A 15,546-nucleotide genomic window follows, 5' to 3' on the forward strand; every position below is an offset into this window, starting at 1 on the left:
TTAGGATACTTTATCAAATACCCGCCTTTAGATTTTAGTTTGAATTAAATTGGTATGGTTTGTGCATTTATATCATTATCCGGCAAAAAACTGCTTTTGGTGATGTTAATGCAATAAAACAGGTCACCCAATGCTCTTTTTAATGGTCATCCTGATTTTACAATTAATTAAAAAGCTTTAAAGCCGGACCAATAACAATGCATCCACTCAATTTACATATGAAAATAGCATATATATCAACCTATCCACCGCGCGAATGCGGTCTTGCAACGTTTAATAATAACCTGATGCATGCCATCAGTTCAAATTTTCCTGATAGAAAAAGCCTGGTTCAAAATGGTTTTGTAGTGGCGTTAAACGATTCGGAAAATTTGCAAGAATACGAATATCCTGAGGAGGTTAAATATGTTATCCGCCAAAACCATCAGAAAGATTATATCCGTGCGGCCAACTACATCAATACCAGTAACGCGGATGTATGTATTATGGAACACGAGTTTGGTATTTATGGCGGCGAGAGCGGTATCTACATTTTACCGTTAATTAACCGGTTGGAAAAGCCGCTGATTTCTATTTTGCACACCGTATTGAAAGACCCGAGCTATGTACAGCGCATCATTATCCGTGAGATAGCCGAGCAATCGTCAAAGATTATAGTGATGAGTAAAAGGGCGGTTGAGTTTTTAACTACTATTTACGAAATCCCGGCCGATAAGATCCAGATTATTGAGCATGGTGTGCCTGATGTAGAAGCTCCTGTTGATAACCCGGTGAAAAACCTCTCATCTTTTAAAAATAAAAGGGTAATGTTAACCTTCGGTTTACTAAGCCGCAATAAAGGTTTGGAAACTGTAGTAAAAGCCTTGCCTAAAATAGTCGAAAAACATCCCGATGTAATGTATGTGGTTTTAGGTAACACGCATCCGGGTGTAATTAAAAATTCGGGCGAGGAATACCGGGATCACCTGAAATCGCTCGCCGCGCAATTGGGGGTATCAAAAAACCTGGCGTTTATTGCCAAGTTCGTATCTGAAGAGGAACTGGTAAACTATTTAACCGCCTGCGAAATTTATGTAACCCCATATTTAAACGAAGCGCAAATTACCAGCGGCACGCTATCCTACGCGGTAGGAGCAGGCGCCGCCGTGGTATCAACTCCTTATTGGCATGCTACCGAACTGTTGGCCGATAATCGTGGTCGCCTGTTTGATTTTAAAAATTCGGAAGCGCTGGCCGATACGATTATTGAACTATTGGATCAGGATAGGATATTATCCGAGTTAAAAGAGAACGCTTACCAATACGGTTTGCACCTGCGCTGGCCGGTTATTGGTGCCGAATTTATTAAGGTGGCACAGGAGGCCTTAAGCCGTTTTGATTTTAGCGACAAAATTTTACGAAACAGCATTGTCGACCCGGAGATCCTGCCAAAATTCAGCCTTACCCATGTTTTGAGGTTAACTGATGATACCGGGATTGTTCAACATGCCAAATATGGTATCCCCAATTTGAAAGAAGGTTATTGCCTTGACGATAACGCGCGCGCGCTGATTATGGCCCTTATGGCCTATCAGCGTAATAAAAGCCGGGAGGCGTTTGAATTGTTACCTATTTACCTCAGTTACATTCACTACATGCAAACGGATGATGGTAACTTCCGTAATTTTTTAAGCTTCGACAGGCGATACCTGGATGAGGTGGGTTCGGAAGATTCATTTGGCCGTACCATCTGGGCTTTGGGGCATTTGATAGGTTGCGCTGCAAGTAATTCATATCGCGAATTTTCCTTGGAGATTTTCCATAAATCTATCCCGCATTTCTCAACTTTAAAACATTTAAGGGGAATAGCCAATACCATTATTGGCATCAGTTTGTACCTGCAAGCATACCCTACAGATGAAGGCATGGTAAAAATACTGGTTAACTTAACCCAGCCACTGATTGATGCCTATAACAACACCCAATCTGACGACTGGCAATGGTTTGAAGAAAAAATGACCTATGATAACGCGATCCTGCCTTTGGCCTTGTTGCATTCGTGCGAGATTACAGGTAATGAAGAAGCCAAAACCATTGCTTTGGCTACCATGGCATTCCTTGATAAACTCACATTATCAAACGGCTACCTGAGCCCGGTAGGTAACGATGGCTGGTACTATCGTGGCGGTACCTTCCCAACTTTCGATCAGCAGGCTATCGAAACGATGGCTATGGTGTTGATGCATTTTCAGGCTTACCGCATTTTCAGGGTGCCGCAGTATATCGAAAAGATGTTTTTAAGCTACAAATGGTTTTTAGGAGAAAATACCCTGCGCGCGCCGTTGTATGATCATGAAACCAAGGGCTGCTGCGACGGTTTGCTTCCGGGTGGCATTAACCGTAACCAGGGGGCCGAAAGTACGCTCGCTTACCTCATTTCGCACCTTACGGTGTTGAAAGCGTTCGAGCTGGAATATGAATACAATAAATACGGCCAAAAATTGCAAACCTGCTAAATGAAGGTAGCCGTATTAGCCCCGGTGGCCTGGCGCACACCGCCCAGGCATTACGGGCCATGGGAGCAGATCGCATCAAATATAGCCGAAGGGATGGTGAAACTTGGCGCGGAGGTAACGCTCTTTGCTACCGGCGATTCCATCACCGCTGCAACACTTGATGCCGTTTGCCCCACTGGTTATGAAGAGGACCGTACCCAGGATGCGAAGGTTTTGGAATGCCTCCATATCAGTAACCTGATGGAAAAAGCGGGTGAATTTGATATCATCCACAACAATTTCGATTTTTTGCCGCTTACCTATTCGGGCCTGATCAAAACGCCGGTAATTACCACTATACATGGTTTTTCATCGCCAAGGATTATTCCGGTTTATAAAAAGTATAACGATAAAGGGTATTATGTATCGATAAGCAATTCGGACCGAAGCCCCGAATTGGATTACATCGCTACGGTATACAACGGGATTGACACCCGTGACTTTCATTTTTATGACGAGCCGGATGATTACCTGTTATACTTCGGCCGTATCCACCCTGATAAAGGTACTGCTGAAGCTATCTCCATCGCCCAAAAAAGCAAACGAAAATTGGTAATAGCAGGAATTGTACAGGACGCCGATTACTTTAAGGAAAAGGTGGAGCCGCAATTGAGTGAAGATGTGGTGTATATAGGCCATGCCGGACCGGAAAAACGGCGCGAACTGTTAGGACGGGCCTCTGCCTTATTGCACCCCATCAATTTTAACGAACCCTTCGGTTTAAGCGTTGCCGAGGCTATGCTTTGCGGTACGCCGGTGATCGCTTTTAATCGCGGATCGATGCCTGAATTGATCCGGGATGGGCAAACGGGATTTTTGGTTAATACGGTTGATGAGGCGGTCAATGCTGTTGCCCGGCTTGCCCAGATCTGTCGTGCGGATTGTTATGGTTGGGCAAACTCGCAGTTTTCGAGCGGGAAGATGGTTGCTGATTATTGGGAATTGTATAAACGAATATTAAACAAATAGTCGCCACAACTGCCACGGGTTACGCAGCGTTAAACCCGCTGCAGATATTTTTTAAACGACAAAAGCGCCGTCGGCGCTTTTGTCGTTTAAAATTGTAAGCGTTTTATCTTAATTCAATTTATCCAGTTCTGCTTTTACAAACCCGGCCAATTCTTTTACATAGCCCGCGCTAAAATCGAACTTGATACCGGCTGTTTCGTAAATTTCCTTAATGGTTTTGGTGTAGCCGAGTTTAAGGGCAGCCAAATATTGCTGCAATCCTCTTTCCGGATTTTCCTTGTAGTTTTTCCAAACGGCAATAGCCCCCAATTGGGCCATACCGTATTCAATGTAATAGAACGGTACCTCAAAAATGTGTAGTTGTTTTTGCCAAAGGTTTTGAAACGCTTCCTGGTGCTCGCTCCAATCGGCGAAATTAGCGCCAAAAGGTTCAAAGATCTCCACCCAGGCAGTGCGTCGGTCGGTGTCGGTATGATCGGGGTTGGTGTAAATCCAGTGTTGAAACTGGTCAACCACAGCTACCCATGGCAGGGTCTTCAACACATCAACCAGTTGATCGCGTTTGGCTCGTTTCAGGTCTTCCTCGTTGTCAAAATAAACATTCCAGTTATCCATCGAGATCAACTCCATCGACATGGATGCTAATTCTGCGACTTCCGATGGACAATGTTTAAAATCATTCAGTTCTAGGTCGGCAGTTAAGAAAGTGTGTACGGCGTGGCCGCCCTCGTGAACCATGGTAGTGAGATCCCGGAAAGTATTGGCCGAATTCATGAAAATGAACGGTGCGCCGGTTTCGGCCAATGGGTAGTTGTAACCGCCCGGAGCCTTGCCTTTACGGCTTTCCACATCAAACAGGCCGTTATCTTTCATAATCTCCAAACGCTCGCCCAGATAACGGTTAATGTTGCTGAAGCATTGGATGGATTTCTCGATCAGGTCTTCACCATTCCGGAACGGTTTTAAAGCCGGCTTGCCCGAAACATCCACGTCCATATCCCAGGGCTTAAGCGCGGGTAAGCCCAAAGCCTCGCGGCGTTTTTCGGCTTGCTCCCTTAATATAGGCACTATTTCAGTTTCTATAGCGGCATGGAAAGCATAGCAATCCTGCGGGGTATAATCAAAGCGGCCAAGCGCCTGGAACATATAATCACGGAAGTTTTCGAAACCGGCATTCAGGGCAATCGTGTGGCGAAGTTTGCGCAGGTGATCGAAAAGCTCATCCAGTTTTTCCTTATCCTGCAGGCGGCGGCCGGTGATCTTTTCCCAAACCTCCTGCCGTTTGGCGCGGTCGGTACCCTTTAAAAATACCGAGGCCTGCTCCAGTGTAAACTCTTTATCATCAATATGAACAGACATGGAGCCGGTTATCGACTGGTACTTTTGCTGTTCAACCTGGATTTCGGTTTGCACCGGGATGTTTTCCTCCCGGAAAAGTTCTAAGGCCTTTTTAACCCCGCGCAGAAATACAAAGTATTTTTCGCCGTCCAACTGATCAACATATTCGCTGGCGACAAGCTTTTTGTTCAGATCGTTGCTGTAAGGCGCTATCTTAGGTTCGATCTCGGTTGCAAAGTATTGAAATTTTTGAAGCAGATCTTCGCTGGCTGTATCGCAGGTCATGCGGATGTACCGCCAGGCAAAATCCTCTTCCAAAGCGGCTTCCAGTTCGCTTTTATCGCGCAGCCATTTTTCCAGTTCTTCAACCGAATTGATAGGCCGGTCAAGCAGTTCTTTATAAAATGGTTTGAGGTTTTCCCATTTAATATCGAGCGAAGCGGGGATATATGTTCTTGTTTTTTTGTGGATCATGGTTTTTATATGTGCAGATATGCTTATGTGCAAATGTGCAGATTATGGTTGATGTAGTGCAAATAATATACTTGAAAATTTAAACGAAGGCACAAAAAGTCAAGGCAATTTCAACTTTCGTTCATTGCGCAATAACGTATGCTATTAACTGCTCCCAAAATCCGCGTTTGCAATAATGGTCCGGCTTATGATGCAAGCCCCCAATATGTACCAGTGTATTATCTTCGCTAATTGCGCTAATACGGCTGTCTGGCAACTATTGTACCTTAAAGTGGCCGCGATCGCGGCAAAAGTAAGGCTGATAGTGTCGTTAGATTTTGCTTGTTTGCTTTTATGTTAAAACAATTGCTCAAAACTTTGTTTTATAATACATCAAATGCCGTTTATAATGCTTTTAGGTTCTGCCGATACCCGTCACCAATATCCCGATGAGGGAACTTTTATTATGCAGCTGCTTGCCCAGGGTCGCTGTGCGGAAGCTTATCTGCTGTTAAAAAGAGAATCGCCTGATGAGCCGGCTACCCATTTCAACCTGGCTTTATGTTATTTTAAAACAGGAAACTACGCCGGGGCGCTGGCTTGTCTTGATAAAGCGCAATCGGTTTGGCCTTCGGGTAATTATAATCATCGTATCCAGGCCGACGAACTTTATACAGCCCTCCGCAAATTGCAAAATCAACAAGCCGATTATTTGCAGGGCATTACCAGCAAATACGTAAGTCTTTTTAACGACCAGGCGCGTGATGCTATTGCACGGCTTAAAACGGATTGCTGGCTGCAATTAGGTGATTTTAAAAAAGTGATTGAAACCGCAGGCCCTATAGCACATAAAAATTATTTGAACATAACCAACGCCCTGGCTTTGGCTAAAAATCAACTATATATATGAATACCGGATTTAACCAGATCAGAGACGCCTACATGCGTAATATGTTTGCCGCCGGCAATGATGTTATTGATACAATAAGCTTATACCAGGCTATATCAGATGTAAACATCACCGGCGATAACGATGAATCCCTTTACCATTTAGCGGCCCGTTTTACTGATGTTGATGGCATTGTTTTTTTAAGGAATACAGGTTTAAAACCAACTGCCGATAAATACGGTAACACCGCCTTGCATGCGCTCACTACCGCCAGGTTTGATTTAAACAACCCCGATCTTGAAGCAAAGGCCGCTAAAATTAAGCATACCGCTACCCTGTTGCTGGAACTGGGCATTAACCCCAAAAAGAAAAACGACTCGGGTAAACTCGCTTATTTTGAAGCCGGATTGCTTTATATGTACCCGTTTATTGAGGCCATGGGCGATGCAGGCATAAAAATGGATGCCACCCAGGATGAAGGTAAAAACCTGCTGCATGCCATTTGCGATAAACTGGTACATCGTAAAACGATACCGGGCGCTGTAGAAGTTGCGACTAAAACAGTACGGGCGTTACTGGATAAAAGCGGCATCGATCTGGAGGATAAAGATATTTTTAACACCACACCCTTAACCTATGCGCAACGCAGCGGCGTTAAAGAGATCGCCGCCTTGTTATCGGGCGACGAAAGTGACACGGCCACCGGCGGAATGACCATTCATGAAGCTGTATTGAACAGGGATACCACCGCGGTTGAAGCGCTCATAAAAAACGGGGCCGACCTGAACGAAGTATCTGATCAGTATCGCCGTACGCCGCTGATGCTGGCCTGCGAATATCCGTCGGCCGATATGGTAAAGCTGCTTGCCGAAGGCCGTGCCGACGTAAACTTTCGTTCGGGAAATGGTGAAACCGCTGTGTTTTATTTGATTACCAAAGCCATCAGCAATATCGGCCGTGGATCAAGTAAAGACCTTAAAGACGTGGTATTGATGCTGCGCACGCTCATCAAAAACAATCTCGACCGGGATGCCGCCATTGATAATGAAAGCAACACGGCTTTAAACATACTTTGCAAGGCAGGCTACCTGGCCGATCTGAATACCCCGCTCGCCGAAGAACTGATTGAGGCCGGTTGCGATGTCAATAAACCTAACCTGTCCGGTCAAACCCCGCTGATGTCATTTGCCGAGCGTGGAAATGAGGTAAAATACAACATTGCCGAATTATTGCTGGGTCATGATGCGGATGCCGCTTATGTTGATAAAAATGGTAATACGGCGTTGATGTACGCGGCGGCCAACCCGGATAAAATGTCGGGCAAAAAGATAGTCTCGCTTTTATTGGATAAGGACTCGGCCGTTGCCGAAAAAGTAAACAACGCGGGCCAAACCGCTATGGATATAGCTGTAAAAAACGATAACGAAGCTGTAGTAAAACAATTGCTTGAAGCCATGGCCTAATACACATTATATGATGGATAACATGTTTCTAAACGCGTGTAAAAACGCGCAAAAAGGAGTAGTTCAAGCCTTTTTAAAAAAAGGCGGTATCAATGTTGATAAGCGCGACAGCCTGGGTAATACCCCATTGTATTACGTTTGCAGCAAGGGCGCTAAAGATGTTGTTAAAATGCTGATTGATGCCGGTGCAGATGTAACGCTTGCCAACAATAGCAGCGAAACACCTTTGCATATGGCCGCCCGGAACGGTAATAAAGAAATAATTAAGTTATTGACAGATGCGGGCGCTGATATAAATTCGGGTACAAACAGCGGGCAGACACCCATTTTTTACGCGGTGCTGGCCTGTAAAACAGAAACAGCCTTATACCTTATTGCGCTCGGTGCCGATACCGGGGTTAAAGACAATGGCGGCTATAACATTTTTGACCATGCTACAGCCAATGGTATGCGCGATTTAGTAACCGCGCTCTCTGCCGGTGATGCCGCGCGGAAAGATGACCACGGCAACACCCCCCTGCACCAGGCCGTGTACAATAATCAAAGCGAAACGGTGATGGCCTTGTTAAAAACAGGAACGCTAAATGTAAATGAGCTGAATAACGACGGCGTTAGCCCCTTGGTTTTGGCGGTAAATAATGCGAACATGCATTTGGCAGAACTCCTGATTGAAAGCGGGGCCGATGTTAACCTGCATGTGTTAAATGGTAATTCGGCCTTGCATTACGCGGCAGGGCAGGGTAATTACCGGCTGGGGAAAGTGTTGCTAAAGGCGGGTGCCGATGTAAATTCACGCAACAGTTACAGCGAAACTCCATTGATTGTGGCTGCACAATGCGGCTTTAATGATTTTACCGCTATGTTATTGGAAAATAATGCTGATGCCGCGGCCGTAGATAATGGAGGGCGCGCCGCTATGGACTTTGCCAGTGAGCGGGGATATACCGAAATAGTAGAGCAACTGCTGGTTGCAGGTGCCGGAGACTAAAGTCTTTTTTAGCATATAGGTCAAGTATCGGAACCAAACCCAGCTGCCGACTTAAATGATATCACATATGGCCTTACCCCCAATCCACTAATTTGCGGAGGGCTGGGGGTGGCTTAGTTAAAACCAATTCATTTCAAAGCAGTTGCAAACTGTGCCTGGCTTAACTTCTGCGGCTTTCAACAGTGTAAACAAAACTTTCGGCCTTGTAATAGCCGATATTGTATTCCATTGGCCGCTCACCCTGGTCGTACACAAAACGTTTGCGCAGTAACACCGGGCTGCCGGTGTCAATTTCAAGCTTTCCGGCAATAAATTTATCGGCGCTAATAGCGCTAAGCTCTTCTTTGGATAAGTTTGCCACAGCCGAGTACTCTTCTTCAAGCATTTCGTAAAGCGGGCGTTTAAAATCCTCTTCGCCGGTTAAGCCGAGGCGGGGATGAAAGTAGGAAATAAAGTAAACGAAAGGATCTTCAGCGCTACCCCGCAGCCGTTCCATCTTCACAATTTTTTTTTCGGTTCCGATCTCAAAAAAGCCGGCCACAGTATCGTCCGGAAATACCCAGCTTACGTGCAGCTCATAATTTTTTACGGTAATGCCCCGGGCTTTCATTTCCTGCGAAAAGCTGAGCCAGTTCATGGCTTTTGAGCTTATTTTAGAAGTGGCCACCTTAGTGCCAAAGCCTTTTTTTCGAATCAGCAACTCCTCGTAAACCAATTTGTTAATAGCCTGGCGTAAAGTGGTGCGCGAAATAGCCAGCTTTTTTGCCAGCTCAACCTCGTTGGGTAATAACTTCCCTGCCTTGTAAGCCGGGTCTTTTATTAAATCGCGCAGTAATTGTTCGGCCTGGATATGGAGCGGGACGGGGCTTTTATGATCGATGGATAGTTTCATTTTATCGCAAACTGACGGGCGCAAATATAGCTTAATTGTTATTTATGTACTTACATAATAAAAACGGTGTTTTTAAATAATGTTAAACATGATACCAATATTGTATGAATCGGATGTTTAAAAGCTATTTCAGGAATCGGCCAATGGTTTATTTAGTACGGATGGAAACTGTTTACCTTATAAATGTGCGTACAAAAATGTTGTACTATTCTGAATACGTAACAAACAAGCTGTGAAATTATAAAGCAAATAAAGCCGCCTGTATTACACAAGCGGCTTTATAATCAAAAACAATGAAAAGCTTAATTAAGCGGAATAGGTAACTCTGTAGCTACACCTATACGGTTCCAGGCGTTGATGGTGATGATGGCCATTATTACCTGGGCCAGGTAAAGCTCATTAAATAATTTGGCGGCCTGGGCGTAAGTGGCGTCAGATACGCGGCCGGTAATCAGGGTTATTTCTTCGGTAAGGGCAAGGATCGCACGTTCCTGCTCGTCAAAGAAAGGGGCTTCGCGCCAAACGCTTATATTATAAATGCGGCGTTCGGTTTCGCCGGCTTTGCGGGCATCAGTGGTGTGCATATCCAGGCAAAAAGCACAACCATTAATTTGTGATGCCCGGATTTTGATGAGGTCTTTATGACGGGTGGTTAATTTGGTGCTTTCCATGTATTTCTCTAAGGCGATCATCGCCCGGTAGCCTGCCGGTTCGGCAGTGTTGATTTTTAAACGGTTCATTTTCTTATCTTTTTGTTGATACAAAGCTGGGGATAAACACCCCCTCAAAAAATGAACTGAGTTTAAGAAAATCAGCTTTTTTTAGCCCGCAGCCTGCTCAGAAACTGCGGCGTGAAACCTAAATACGATGCCAGCATATACTGTGGAACACGCTGAACAAAAGCCGGAAATAAATTAGTAAAGTGGCGGTAGCGCTCCTCATCATTCATATTAAAAATATAACCAACACGGCGCTGGGCAGCTATAAAGGCTCTCTGCATCATCACACGAAAATAAGCTTCCATCTGCGGCACAGCTTCAAACAGGGCTACCCTGTTTTTTTCGGTGAGCAACAACAGTTCGGATGCTTCGATGGTTTGAATGTAAGTGGTGGCCGCGCAATGGTTCAATAAACTGTCCTGGTCGGCTATCCACCAGCTTTCCAGGCCAAACTGGATGATCTGTTCGTTAAGTTTATTGTTTACAAAGTATTGCCGTACCAGGCCGGTAAGTACAAAGTAGTTGCCCACGCAAAGTTTGCCGGGTTCAAGGATCAACTCCTTTTTTTTAAATTTCTTCAGGTCAAAGTATTGGCAGATCGTGGTCTCATCGGCTTCGGTTAGCTTAACATATCGTTTAATATGGTTGATAAGTTGAGGATACATGGTTGGGCGGGCTATTCGCTAATGTCGATATTTTTGTAAACTAAACTTACACCAACACAAACTTTTAATTCGGCTCCGACCTTTCGTTATAAACCAAAGCCAGATCATGTTCAATTTTTTACCTGGTTGGGCGGAGATAATAAAGCATTACTTTATGTCTCTTACATTTAAACATCTTCCAGCGTTAACAGGTTGTCTACCCCCGCTTTGTCGGTTATTGAGCATAGGTGTTTTTTACCACTGTTTTCGGGCTTTACTACAGTAAGATAGGTTTTGCCTCGTTCGGTACTTACGTAAAAAACCTGGCTGTTGGCTTGAATACGTTTTATAGCTTCGGCAACAGAGATCACTACCCGTGGATTGTCCAGTGATTCATAATAACCGATATGGGTTATTTGTTCAACAGTACTTGATGTTTTAGGTTTATTGATACAGTTTACCTGGTAGCTTGCCATAAATTTTAATTGCGGTGTTGGTAAAGATATTATTTATTATATAAGACAGCGGTAGTTAGTTCCTGATTTAACCGGCATTCATGTTAAAAGCTTTACTTTTGTTTTTTATCAAATAAAGCGAAATTGTACTCAAAAGAACAGGCAACTCAGTTAAAGCAGGCATTCTGGACGGCGTTCGGGCAGTATCTTAAACCCCAACTTTCGGCCGATGGACTCAAAATTAATTGGGTAAATTATAAAACCGGGATAAGGCATCTTTATTTTAAAATGGATGCTGATAAAAAGTCGGCATTTATAGCTATCGAAATGAGCCACCCGGATACTGATATCCAGCAATTAATGTTTGAACAGTTTTTAGAATTGAAAAACGTGCTCGATAGCCAGCTTGATGAGGAATGGGAGTGGGATTTGCACACCACCGACGAATACGGTAAAACTGTAACGTGTATCATAAAAACGCTGCCTAATGTAAGTGTGTTTAACCAACAGGACTGGCCCGCGCTCATTTCCTTTTTTAAACCGCGTATCATCGCGCTGGATGAATTTTGGAGCATGGCGCAATATAGTTTTGATCTGTTTAGGTAGTAAAGAGATCAGGTTTATAGTCTTTAACAAAGAACGAAGCAATGGCGAACTGTACAGAGCGACCCTGCAAACCCGGGATTACTTCGTTCCTGCAATAAAAGGCCGAAACTAACTAACCATGTTATTTAAGCCATATGCGCTACATCGTCGCCCGCGCTTAAAAAGCAGTGATTCACCGCGTCTATAATGTCGCTCAGGTTAAACGGCTTCGGAACAAAAACATCCGAGCCATAGTTGCCTAACGATTCGAGCACACGCGGATAGGCCGACACCATCACCACCGGTATATGGGCAGTAGCCGGTGTGGTTTTCAAAATATGGCAGAGTTCGCCGCCATTGATGCCAAACAATATGTAATCCAATATCACAAGATCGGCTTTGGTTGATAGCGCCGCCTTGCATATGTCGTCGGTGTAGTTTAGTACCTCAACTTCATAACCCTCCATTTCAAGGGCATCTTTCATCACTTCCAAAATATCCTCGTTATCATCAAGGATCAATATCTTTTTCGACATAAATATTAATTGGTAAAGTTGAGAACGCCCGGAGTGTTTATTTTGTTTTTAAAGTTATAGGCAAATAATTGTAACAATAAGATAACAGCCTGCAGTTCTGAGTTTAAGCTCTGGATTTACAGTTTCAGTTATCTGCCGGATGATGAACCGCGTTTAAAACTACATCAGGCTTAACAGCATTCAGGAAAGTATAAAAACCGATAAGCTCCTTGGCCCATGTGCGCCGATAACCAGTGATTGCTCGATATCTGCAGTTTTTGAAGGCCCTGATATAAAGGATCCATAGCCATAATCAGCATCGCCTATAACCTGGTAGGCTTGTGCCATGGTAGGAACAAAATCATCTTTACCAATTACTACGGCCAAATGTTGGGCAATGAAAGGGAGCACTCTGCTACCTATTTGCTTGTCGGTGAGCCAGAGCGCCCCGTTTTCGGCTACGCCGAGGTTGGAGCGGAGGATAGTAAGTTCTACATCGGCAAAATTATGGCGGTCTTCAAACTTTACGGTATCGGTATAAATGTAATCGCTCGGTTCATTAAGCGCGGAAATGATCTTTACTTCGGGCCTGAAGTTTTGTTTAAGGATGGCTTTTATCTTGTCAAAACCATTAACCTCGTGCACAAAAGTGCCGCCTGCTGTGGCTACGGTTTTATATTTTGTTACGAGGTCGGTTCTTACGTTGGTTAAATTATTCAGCACGTCCATATCCGGAAGTGGTAATGCGGCAGGCTGGTTTAACTTTACAGCGGCTAATATTTTATCACGGCTCATTAGTTTTTTGCTCCTTTCCTTTTGGCATACCATTCACCAAATGATTGATCGGGTGCTTTCGGCATTTCGCGTTGGTTGTACCATGGGTTAAACTTGTTGTTTACCGCAAATGGCGCGTATTTAAATACAAACCTGCCGGTTTTGCCACCCATGCGGTACAGGGCAGGCGACGATAAGGTTAAAGCCATCGCCTTCATGGCCATGGTTTTTGCCTTGGGCGAATATCCTTCCTTAACAATCACCTGCCGCCATTTATACAACTGATCGTGAATATCTATTTTAACCGGACAGACATTGCTGCACGATCCGCACAGGGTAGAGGCGAAAGGCAGATCGGCATATTTTTTCATGTCGAGGTTTGGTGCCAGTATCGAGCCAATTGGTCCGGCAATAGCCGTATGGTAGCTATGCCCGCCGCTTTTGCGGTAAACCGGGCAGGTGTTCATACAAGCCCCGCAGCGGATGCATTTCAGCGAGTTACGAAAGTCCTCGCGCCCTAATTGTACGCTGCGCCCGTTATCAACAATAATCAGGTGAATTTCGCTGCCGTCCTGCGGTTTGCTGAAATGGCTTGAATAAGTGGTGATCGGCTGGCCGGTAGCGCTCCGCGTAAGTAAACGCAAAAACACGCCCAGGTGCTTTCGTTCAGGTATGATCTTTTCAATCCCCATGGAGGCTATGTGAATTTCGGCGAGGTGCGCGCCCATATCGGCATTGCCTTCGTTGGTGCAAATCACAAATTCGCCGGTTTCGGCCACCGCGAAGTTAACACCGGTAAGCGCCGCGCGACGGGTTAAAAATACTTCGCGCAAGTGCTGACGGGCGGTTTCTGTCAGGATCTTCGGATCCGACTCGCCTTTGGCCGAACCTAAGTGTTCGTGAAATATATCACCTATCTCTTCTTTCTTTTTGTGGATGCAGGGCAAAACGATATGGCTTGGCGGCTCGTTAGCTAATTGCACAATTCGTTCGCCCAGGTCTGAGTCGATCACATCAATGCCCTGTTCTTTCAGATATTCGTTCAAATGGCATTCTTCGGTAAGCATCGATTTGCTTTTTACCATTTTCCTGATGCCCCGCTGCTCAAGCAGGTTGTAAACAATCTGGTTATGCTCGGCTGCATCCTGAGCCCAGTGTACTATAATGCCGTTTTTATTGGCGTTGGCTTCAAATTGTTCAAGATAGCTGCTTAAGTTGGAGAGTACATTGAGTTTTATCTGCGACGCGGTTTCGCGCAGCAGTTCCCATTCGGGTAGTTTGTGCGCCGCCATATCACGTTTGGCGCGCACCCACCAAAGGGTTTCATCGTGCCAGTTTACACGGGGTTCGTCGCGGTTAAAGTCGGCCGCCAATTGCGGGTGATGTTTATCGGTAGCTGTACTCATTACAAACTGTTGTTTAAAATTTCGGCTATATGAATTACTTTAACACCGCTGTTTTGCCTGCGCAGGATACCTTCCAGGTGCATTAAACATGAAAGGTCTGCCGAGGTTATATATTGAACCCCATGCGATACGTGGTCGGCCACGCGGTCTTTACCCATTTTGGCCGATACCGCTTCTTCAACCACACAAAATGTGCCGCCAAAGCCGCAGCAATCGTCCGCGCGTCCGGGTGTTACCAATTCAAGTCCGCTTACCATATTCAGCAGTTGGCCCGGTTTGCTGAATGGATCAGCAACAAGTTCGCTCATCTGGGCAATGCGCAAACCGCGCAGGCCGTGACAACTTTGGTGCAAACCTACCCTATACGGGAAACTGGCCCCCAGTTGCTTAACCCTTAAAACATCAACTAAAAATTCGGTGAGTTCGTAAACTTTTTTGCGGATTTCGGCAGCCTGCATTTCCTTGCCATCGGCATGCAAATGCTCTTTAATATGCAGCGTGCAACTTCCCGAAGGGCAAACAATATAATCGAAGCCCGAAAAATTATCTACAAATAAACTATTGCAGCCGCCGGTTAAATGCTCATAGCCCGAATTGGCCATAGGCTGCCCGCAGCAGGTTTGATTTTTAGGATAGTGAACCTCACAGCCAAGTTTCTCCAGCAATTCGAGGGTGGCGATGGCCGCCTGCGGATAAAACTGGTCTACATAACAAGGAACAAACAGGGCAACTCTCATCGTTTACACGTTTACTTTATTGGTTAAAACAATAATAGCGTTTATTATCGGCACATCCATCCTTTGGTATCCTGTGCCGGGTTTACAGTTAATAACCAAATATCGAAAGTACGGCTAAGCGGCTTAACAGTTTTCAATTTTATTTGCAAAATGTTGACGTTTATTTGCAGGAACGGGTGATGCTT

At 45.0% G+C, this 15,546-nt stretch carries 15 protein-coding genes; 6 read left to right on the forward strand and 9 right to left on the reverse strand.

The window, feature by feature from the left end:
* The first annotated feature begins 218 nt into the window (after window positions 1-218).
* Window positions 219-2,495 (forward strand): glycosyltransferase family 4 protein, encoded by a 2,277-nt coding sequence (locus LX99_RS13245; protein ID WP_109608307.1) that lies wholly within the window; start codon window positions 219-221, stop codon window positions 2,493-2,495.
* The gene (locus LX99_RS13250; protein ID WP_109608308.1) at window positions 2,496-3,503 is read left to right on the forward strand and encodes a glycosyltransferase family 4 protein; all 1,008 of its coding nucleotides are present in this window, start codon (window positions 2,496-2,498) and stop codon (window positions 3,501-3,503) included.
* A 108-nt stretch (window positions 3,504-3,611) separates the two neighbouring features.
* Here the strand turns inward: LX99_RS13250 and LX99_RS13255 are convergent, their stop codons facing one another.
* Window positions 3,612-5,315, reverse strand: a complete 1,704-nt coding sequence (locus LX99_RS13255) for a M3 family oligoendopeptidase (protein ID WP_109608309.1) — start codon at window positions 5,313-5,315, stop codon at window positions 3,612-3,614.
* A 376-nt stretch (window positions 5,316-5,691) separates the two neighbouring features.
* On the opposite strand from LX99_RS13255, the gene LX99_RS13260 reads away from it, so the two are divergent.
* Genes LX99_RS13260 through LX99_RS13270 form a run of 3 tightly spaced genes read left to right on the forward strand, consistent with a single transcriptional unit; the run spans window position 5,692 to window position 8,634 of the window.
* Entirely contained in the window at window positions 5,692-6,204 is a 513-nt protein-coding gene (locus LX99_RS13260) for a tetratricopeptide repeat protein (RefSeq protein ID WP_109608310.1), read from the forward strand.
* Complete coding sequence (locus LX99_RS13265; protein ID WP_109608311.1) at window positions 6,201-7,646, forward strand: ankyrin repeat domain-containing protein; 1,446 nt, start codon at window positions 6,201-6,203, stop codon at window positions 7,644-7,646. Before LX99_RS13260 ends, LX99_RS13265 begins: the two co-directional genes overlap by 4 nt.
* 10 nt (window positions 7,647-7,656) lie before the next feature.
* Window positions 7,657-8,634: an ankyrin repeat domain-containing protein gene (locus tag LX99_RS13270; protein WP_245927907.1), complete on the forward strand. Its 978-nt coding sequence runs from the start codon at window positions 7,657-7,659 to the stop codon at window positions 8,632-8,634.
* Window positions 8,635-8,794: 160 nt separating this feature from the next.
* Here LX99_RS13270 and LX99_RS13275 read toward each other — a convergent pair whose 3' ends face one another.
* From LX99_RS13275 to LX99_RS13290, 4 genes are all read right to left on the reverse strand, one after another.
* Entirely contained in the window at window positions 8,795-9,526 is a 732-nt protein-coding gene (locus LX99_RS13275; RefSeq protein ID WP_109608313.1) for a GntR family transcriptional regulator, read from the reverse strand.
* A gap of 302 nt (window positions 9,527-9,828) precedes the next feature.
* Window positions 9,829-10,266 (reverse strand): carboxymuconolactone decarboxylase family protein, encoded by a 438-nt coding sequence (locus tag LX99_RS13280; RefSeq protein ID WP_109608314.1) that lies wholly within the window; start codon window positions 10,264-10,266, stop codon window positions 9,829-9,831.
* A 71-nt stretch (window positions 10,267-10,337) separates the two neighbouring features.
* On the reverse strand, window positions 10,338-10,910 hold the full coding sequence (locus LX99_RS13285) for a Crp/Fnr family transcriptional regulator (RefSeq protein WP_109608315.1): 573 nt from the start codon (window positions 10,908-10,910) through the stop codon (window positions 10,338-10,340).
* 167 nt (window positions 10,911-11,077) lie between these two features.
* Window positions 11,078-11,365, reverse strand: coding sequence for a DUF3892 domain-containing protein (locus tag LX99_RS13290; protein WP_109608316.1), 288 nt, complete (start codon window positions 11,363-11,365; stop codon window positions 11,078-11,080).
* A gap of 123 nt (window positions 11,366-11,488) precedes the next feature.
* On the opposite strand from LX99_RS13290, the gene LX99_RS13295 reads away from it, so the two are divergent.
* A complete protein-coding gene (locus LX99_RS13295) occupies window positions 11,489-11,950 on the forward strand; it encodes a DUF4268 domain-containing protein (protein ID WP_109608317.1) in 462 nt (153 codons plus the stop codon).
* A 125-nt stretch (window positions 11,951-12,075) separates the two neighbouring features.
* Here LX99_RS13295 and LX99_RS13300 read toward each other — a convergent pair whose 3' ends face one another.
* The 4 genes from LX99_RS13300 to LX99_RS13315 form a co-directional block, all read right to left on the reverse strand.
* On the reverse strand, window positions 12,076-12,465 hold the full coding sequence (locus LX99_RS13300; RefSeq protein WP_109608318.1) for a response regulator: 390 nt from the start codon (window positions 12,463-12,465) through the stop codon (window positions 12,076-12,078).
* A 180-nt stretch (window positions 12,466-12,645) separates the two neighbouring features.
* Entirely contained in the window at window positions 12,646-13,239 is a 594-nt protein-coding gene (locus tag LX99_RS13305) for a LutC/YkgG family protein (protein WP_245927908.1), read from the reverse strand.
* Window positions 13,239-14,624 (reverse strand): LutB/LldF family L-lactate oxidation iron-sulfur protein, encoded by a 1,386-nt coding sequence (locus LX99_RS13310; RefSeq protein ID WP_109608320.1) that lies wholly within the window; start codon window positions 14,622-14,624, stop codon window positions 13,239-13,241. Before LX99_RS13310 ends, LX99_RS13305 begins: the two co-directional genes overlap by 1 nt.
* The gene (locus tag LX99_RS13315) at window positions 14,624-15,361 is read right to left on the reverse strand and encodes a (Fe-S)-binding protein (RefSeq protein ID WP_109608321.1); all 738 of its coding nucleotides are present in this window, start codon (window positions 15,359-15,361) and stop codon (window positions 14,624-14,626) included. Before LX99_RS13315 ends, LX99_RS13310 begins: the two co-directional genes overlap by 1 nt.
* Between the last annotated feature and the right edge of the window lie 185 nt (window positions 15,362-15,546).

Source organism: Mucilaginibacter oryzae (assembly GCF_003148845.1).
In the GTDB taxonomy this organism is placed as follows: domain Bacteria; phylum Bacteroidota; class Bacteroidia; order Sphingobacteriales; family Sphingobacteriaceae; genus Mucilaginibacter; species Mucilaginibacter oryzae.

What these genes read in the sequence shown, in the direction of transcription:
- LX99_RS13245 (WP_109608307.1), top strand. Translation starts at nt 219, where the DNA reads ATGAAAATAGCATATATATCAACCTATCCACCGCGCGAATGCGGTCTT.
- LX99_RS13250 (WP_109608308.1), top strand. Translation starts at nt 2,496, where the DNA reads ATGAAGGTAGCCGTATTAGCCCCGGTGGCCTGGCGCACACCGCCCAGG.
- LX99_RS13255 (WP_109608309.1), bottom strand. Translation starts at nt 5,315, where the DNA reads ATGATCCACAAAAAAACAAGAACATATATCCCCGCTTCGCTCGATATT.
- LX99_RS13260 (WP_109608310.1), top strand. Translation starts at nt 5,692, where the DNA reads ATGCCGTTTATAATGCTTTTAGGTTCTGCCGATACCCGTCACCAATAT.
- LX99_RS13265 (WP_109608311.1), top strand. Translation starts at nt 6,201, where the DNA reads ATGAATACCGGATTTAACCAGATCAGAGACGCCTACATGCGTAATATG.
- LX99_RS13270 (WP_245927907.1), top strand. Translation starts at nt 7,657, where the DNA reads ATGATGGATAACATGTTTCTAAACGCGTGTAAAAACGCGCAAAAAGGA.
- LX99_RS13275 (WP_109608313.1), bottom strand. Translation starts at nt 9,526, where the DNA reads ATGAAACTATCCATCGATCATAAAAGCCCCGTCCCGCTCCATATCCAG.
- LX99_RS13280 (WP_109608314.1), bottom strand. Translation starts at nt 10,266, where the DNA reads ATGAACCGTTTAAAAATCAACACTGCCGAACCGGCAGGCTACCGGGCG.
- LX99_RS13285 (WP_109608315.1), bottom strand. Translation starts at nt 10,910, where the DNA reads ATGTATCCTCAACTTATCAACCATATTAAACGATATGTTAAGCTAACC.
- LX99_RS13290 (WP_109608316.1), bottom strand. Translation starts at nt 11,365, where the DNA reads ATGGCAAGCTACCAGGTAAACTGTATCAATAAACCTAAAACATCAAGT.
- LX99_RS13300 (WP_109608318.1), bottom strand. Translation starts at nt 12,465, where the DNA reads ATGTCGAAAAAGATATTGATCCTTGATGATAACGAGGATATTTTGGAA.
- LX99_RS13305 (WP_245927908.1), bottom strand. Translation starts at nt 13,239, where the DNA reads ATGAGCCGTGATAAAATATTAGCCGCTGTAAAGTTAAACCAGCCTGCC.
- LX99_RS13310 (WP_109608320.1), bottom strand. Translation starts at nt 14,624, where the DNA reads ATGAGTACAGCTACCGATAAACATCACCCGCAATTGGCGGCCGACTTT.
- LX99_RS13315 (WP_109608321.1), bottom strand. Translation starts at nt 15,361, where the DNA reads ATGAGAGTTGCCCTGTTTGTTCCTTGTTATGTAGACCAGTTTTATCCG.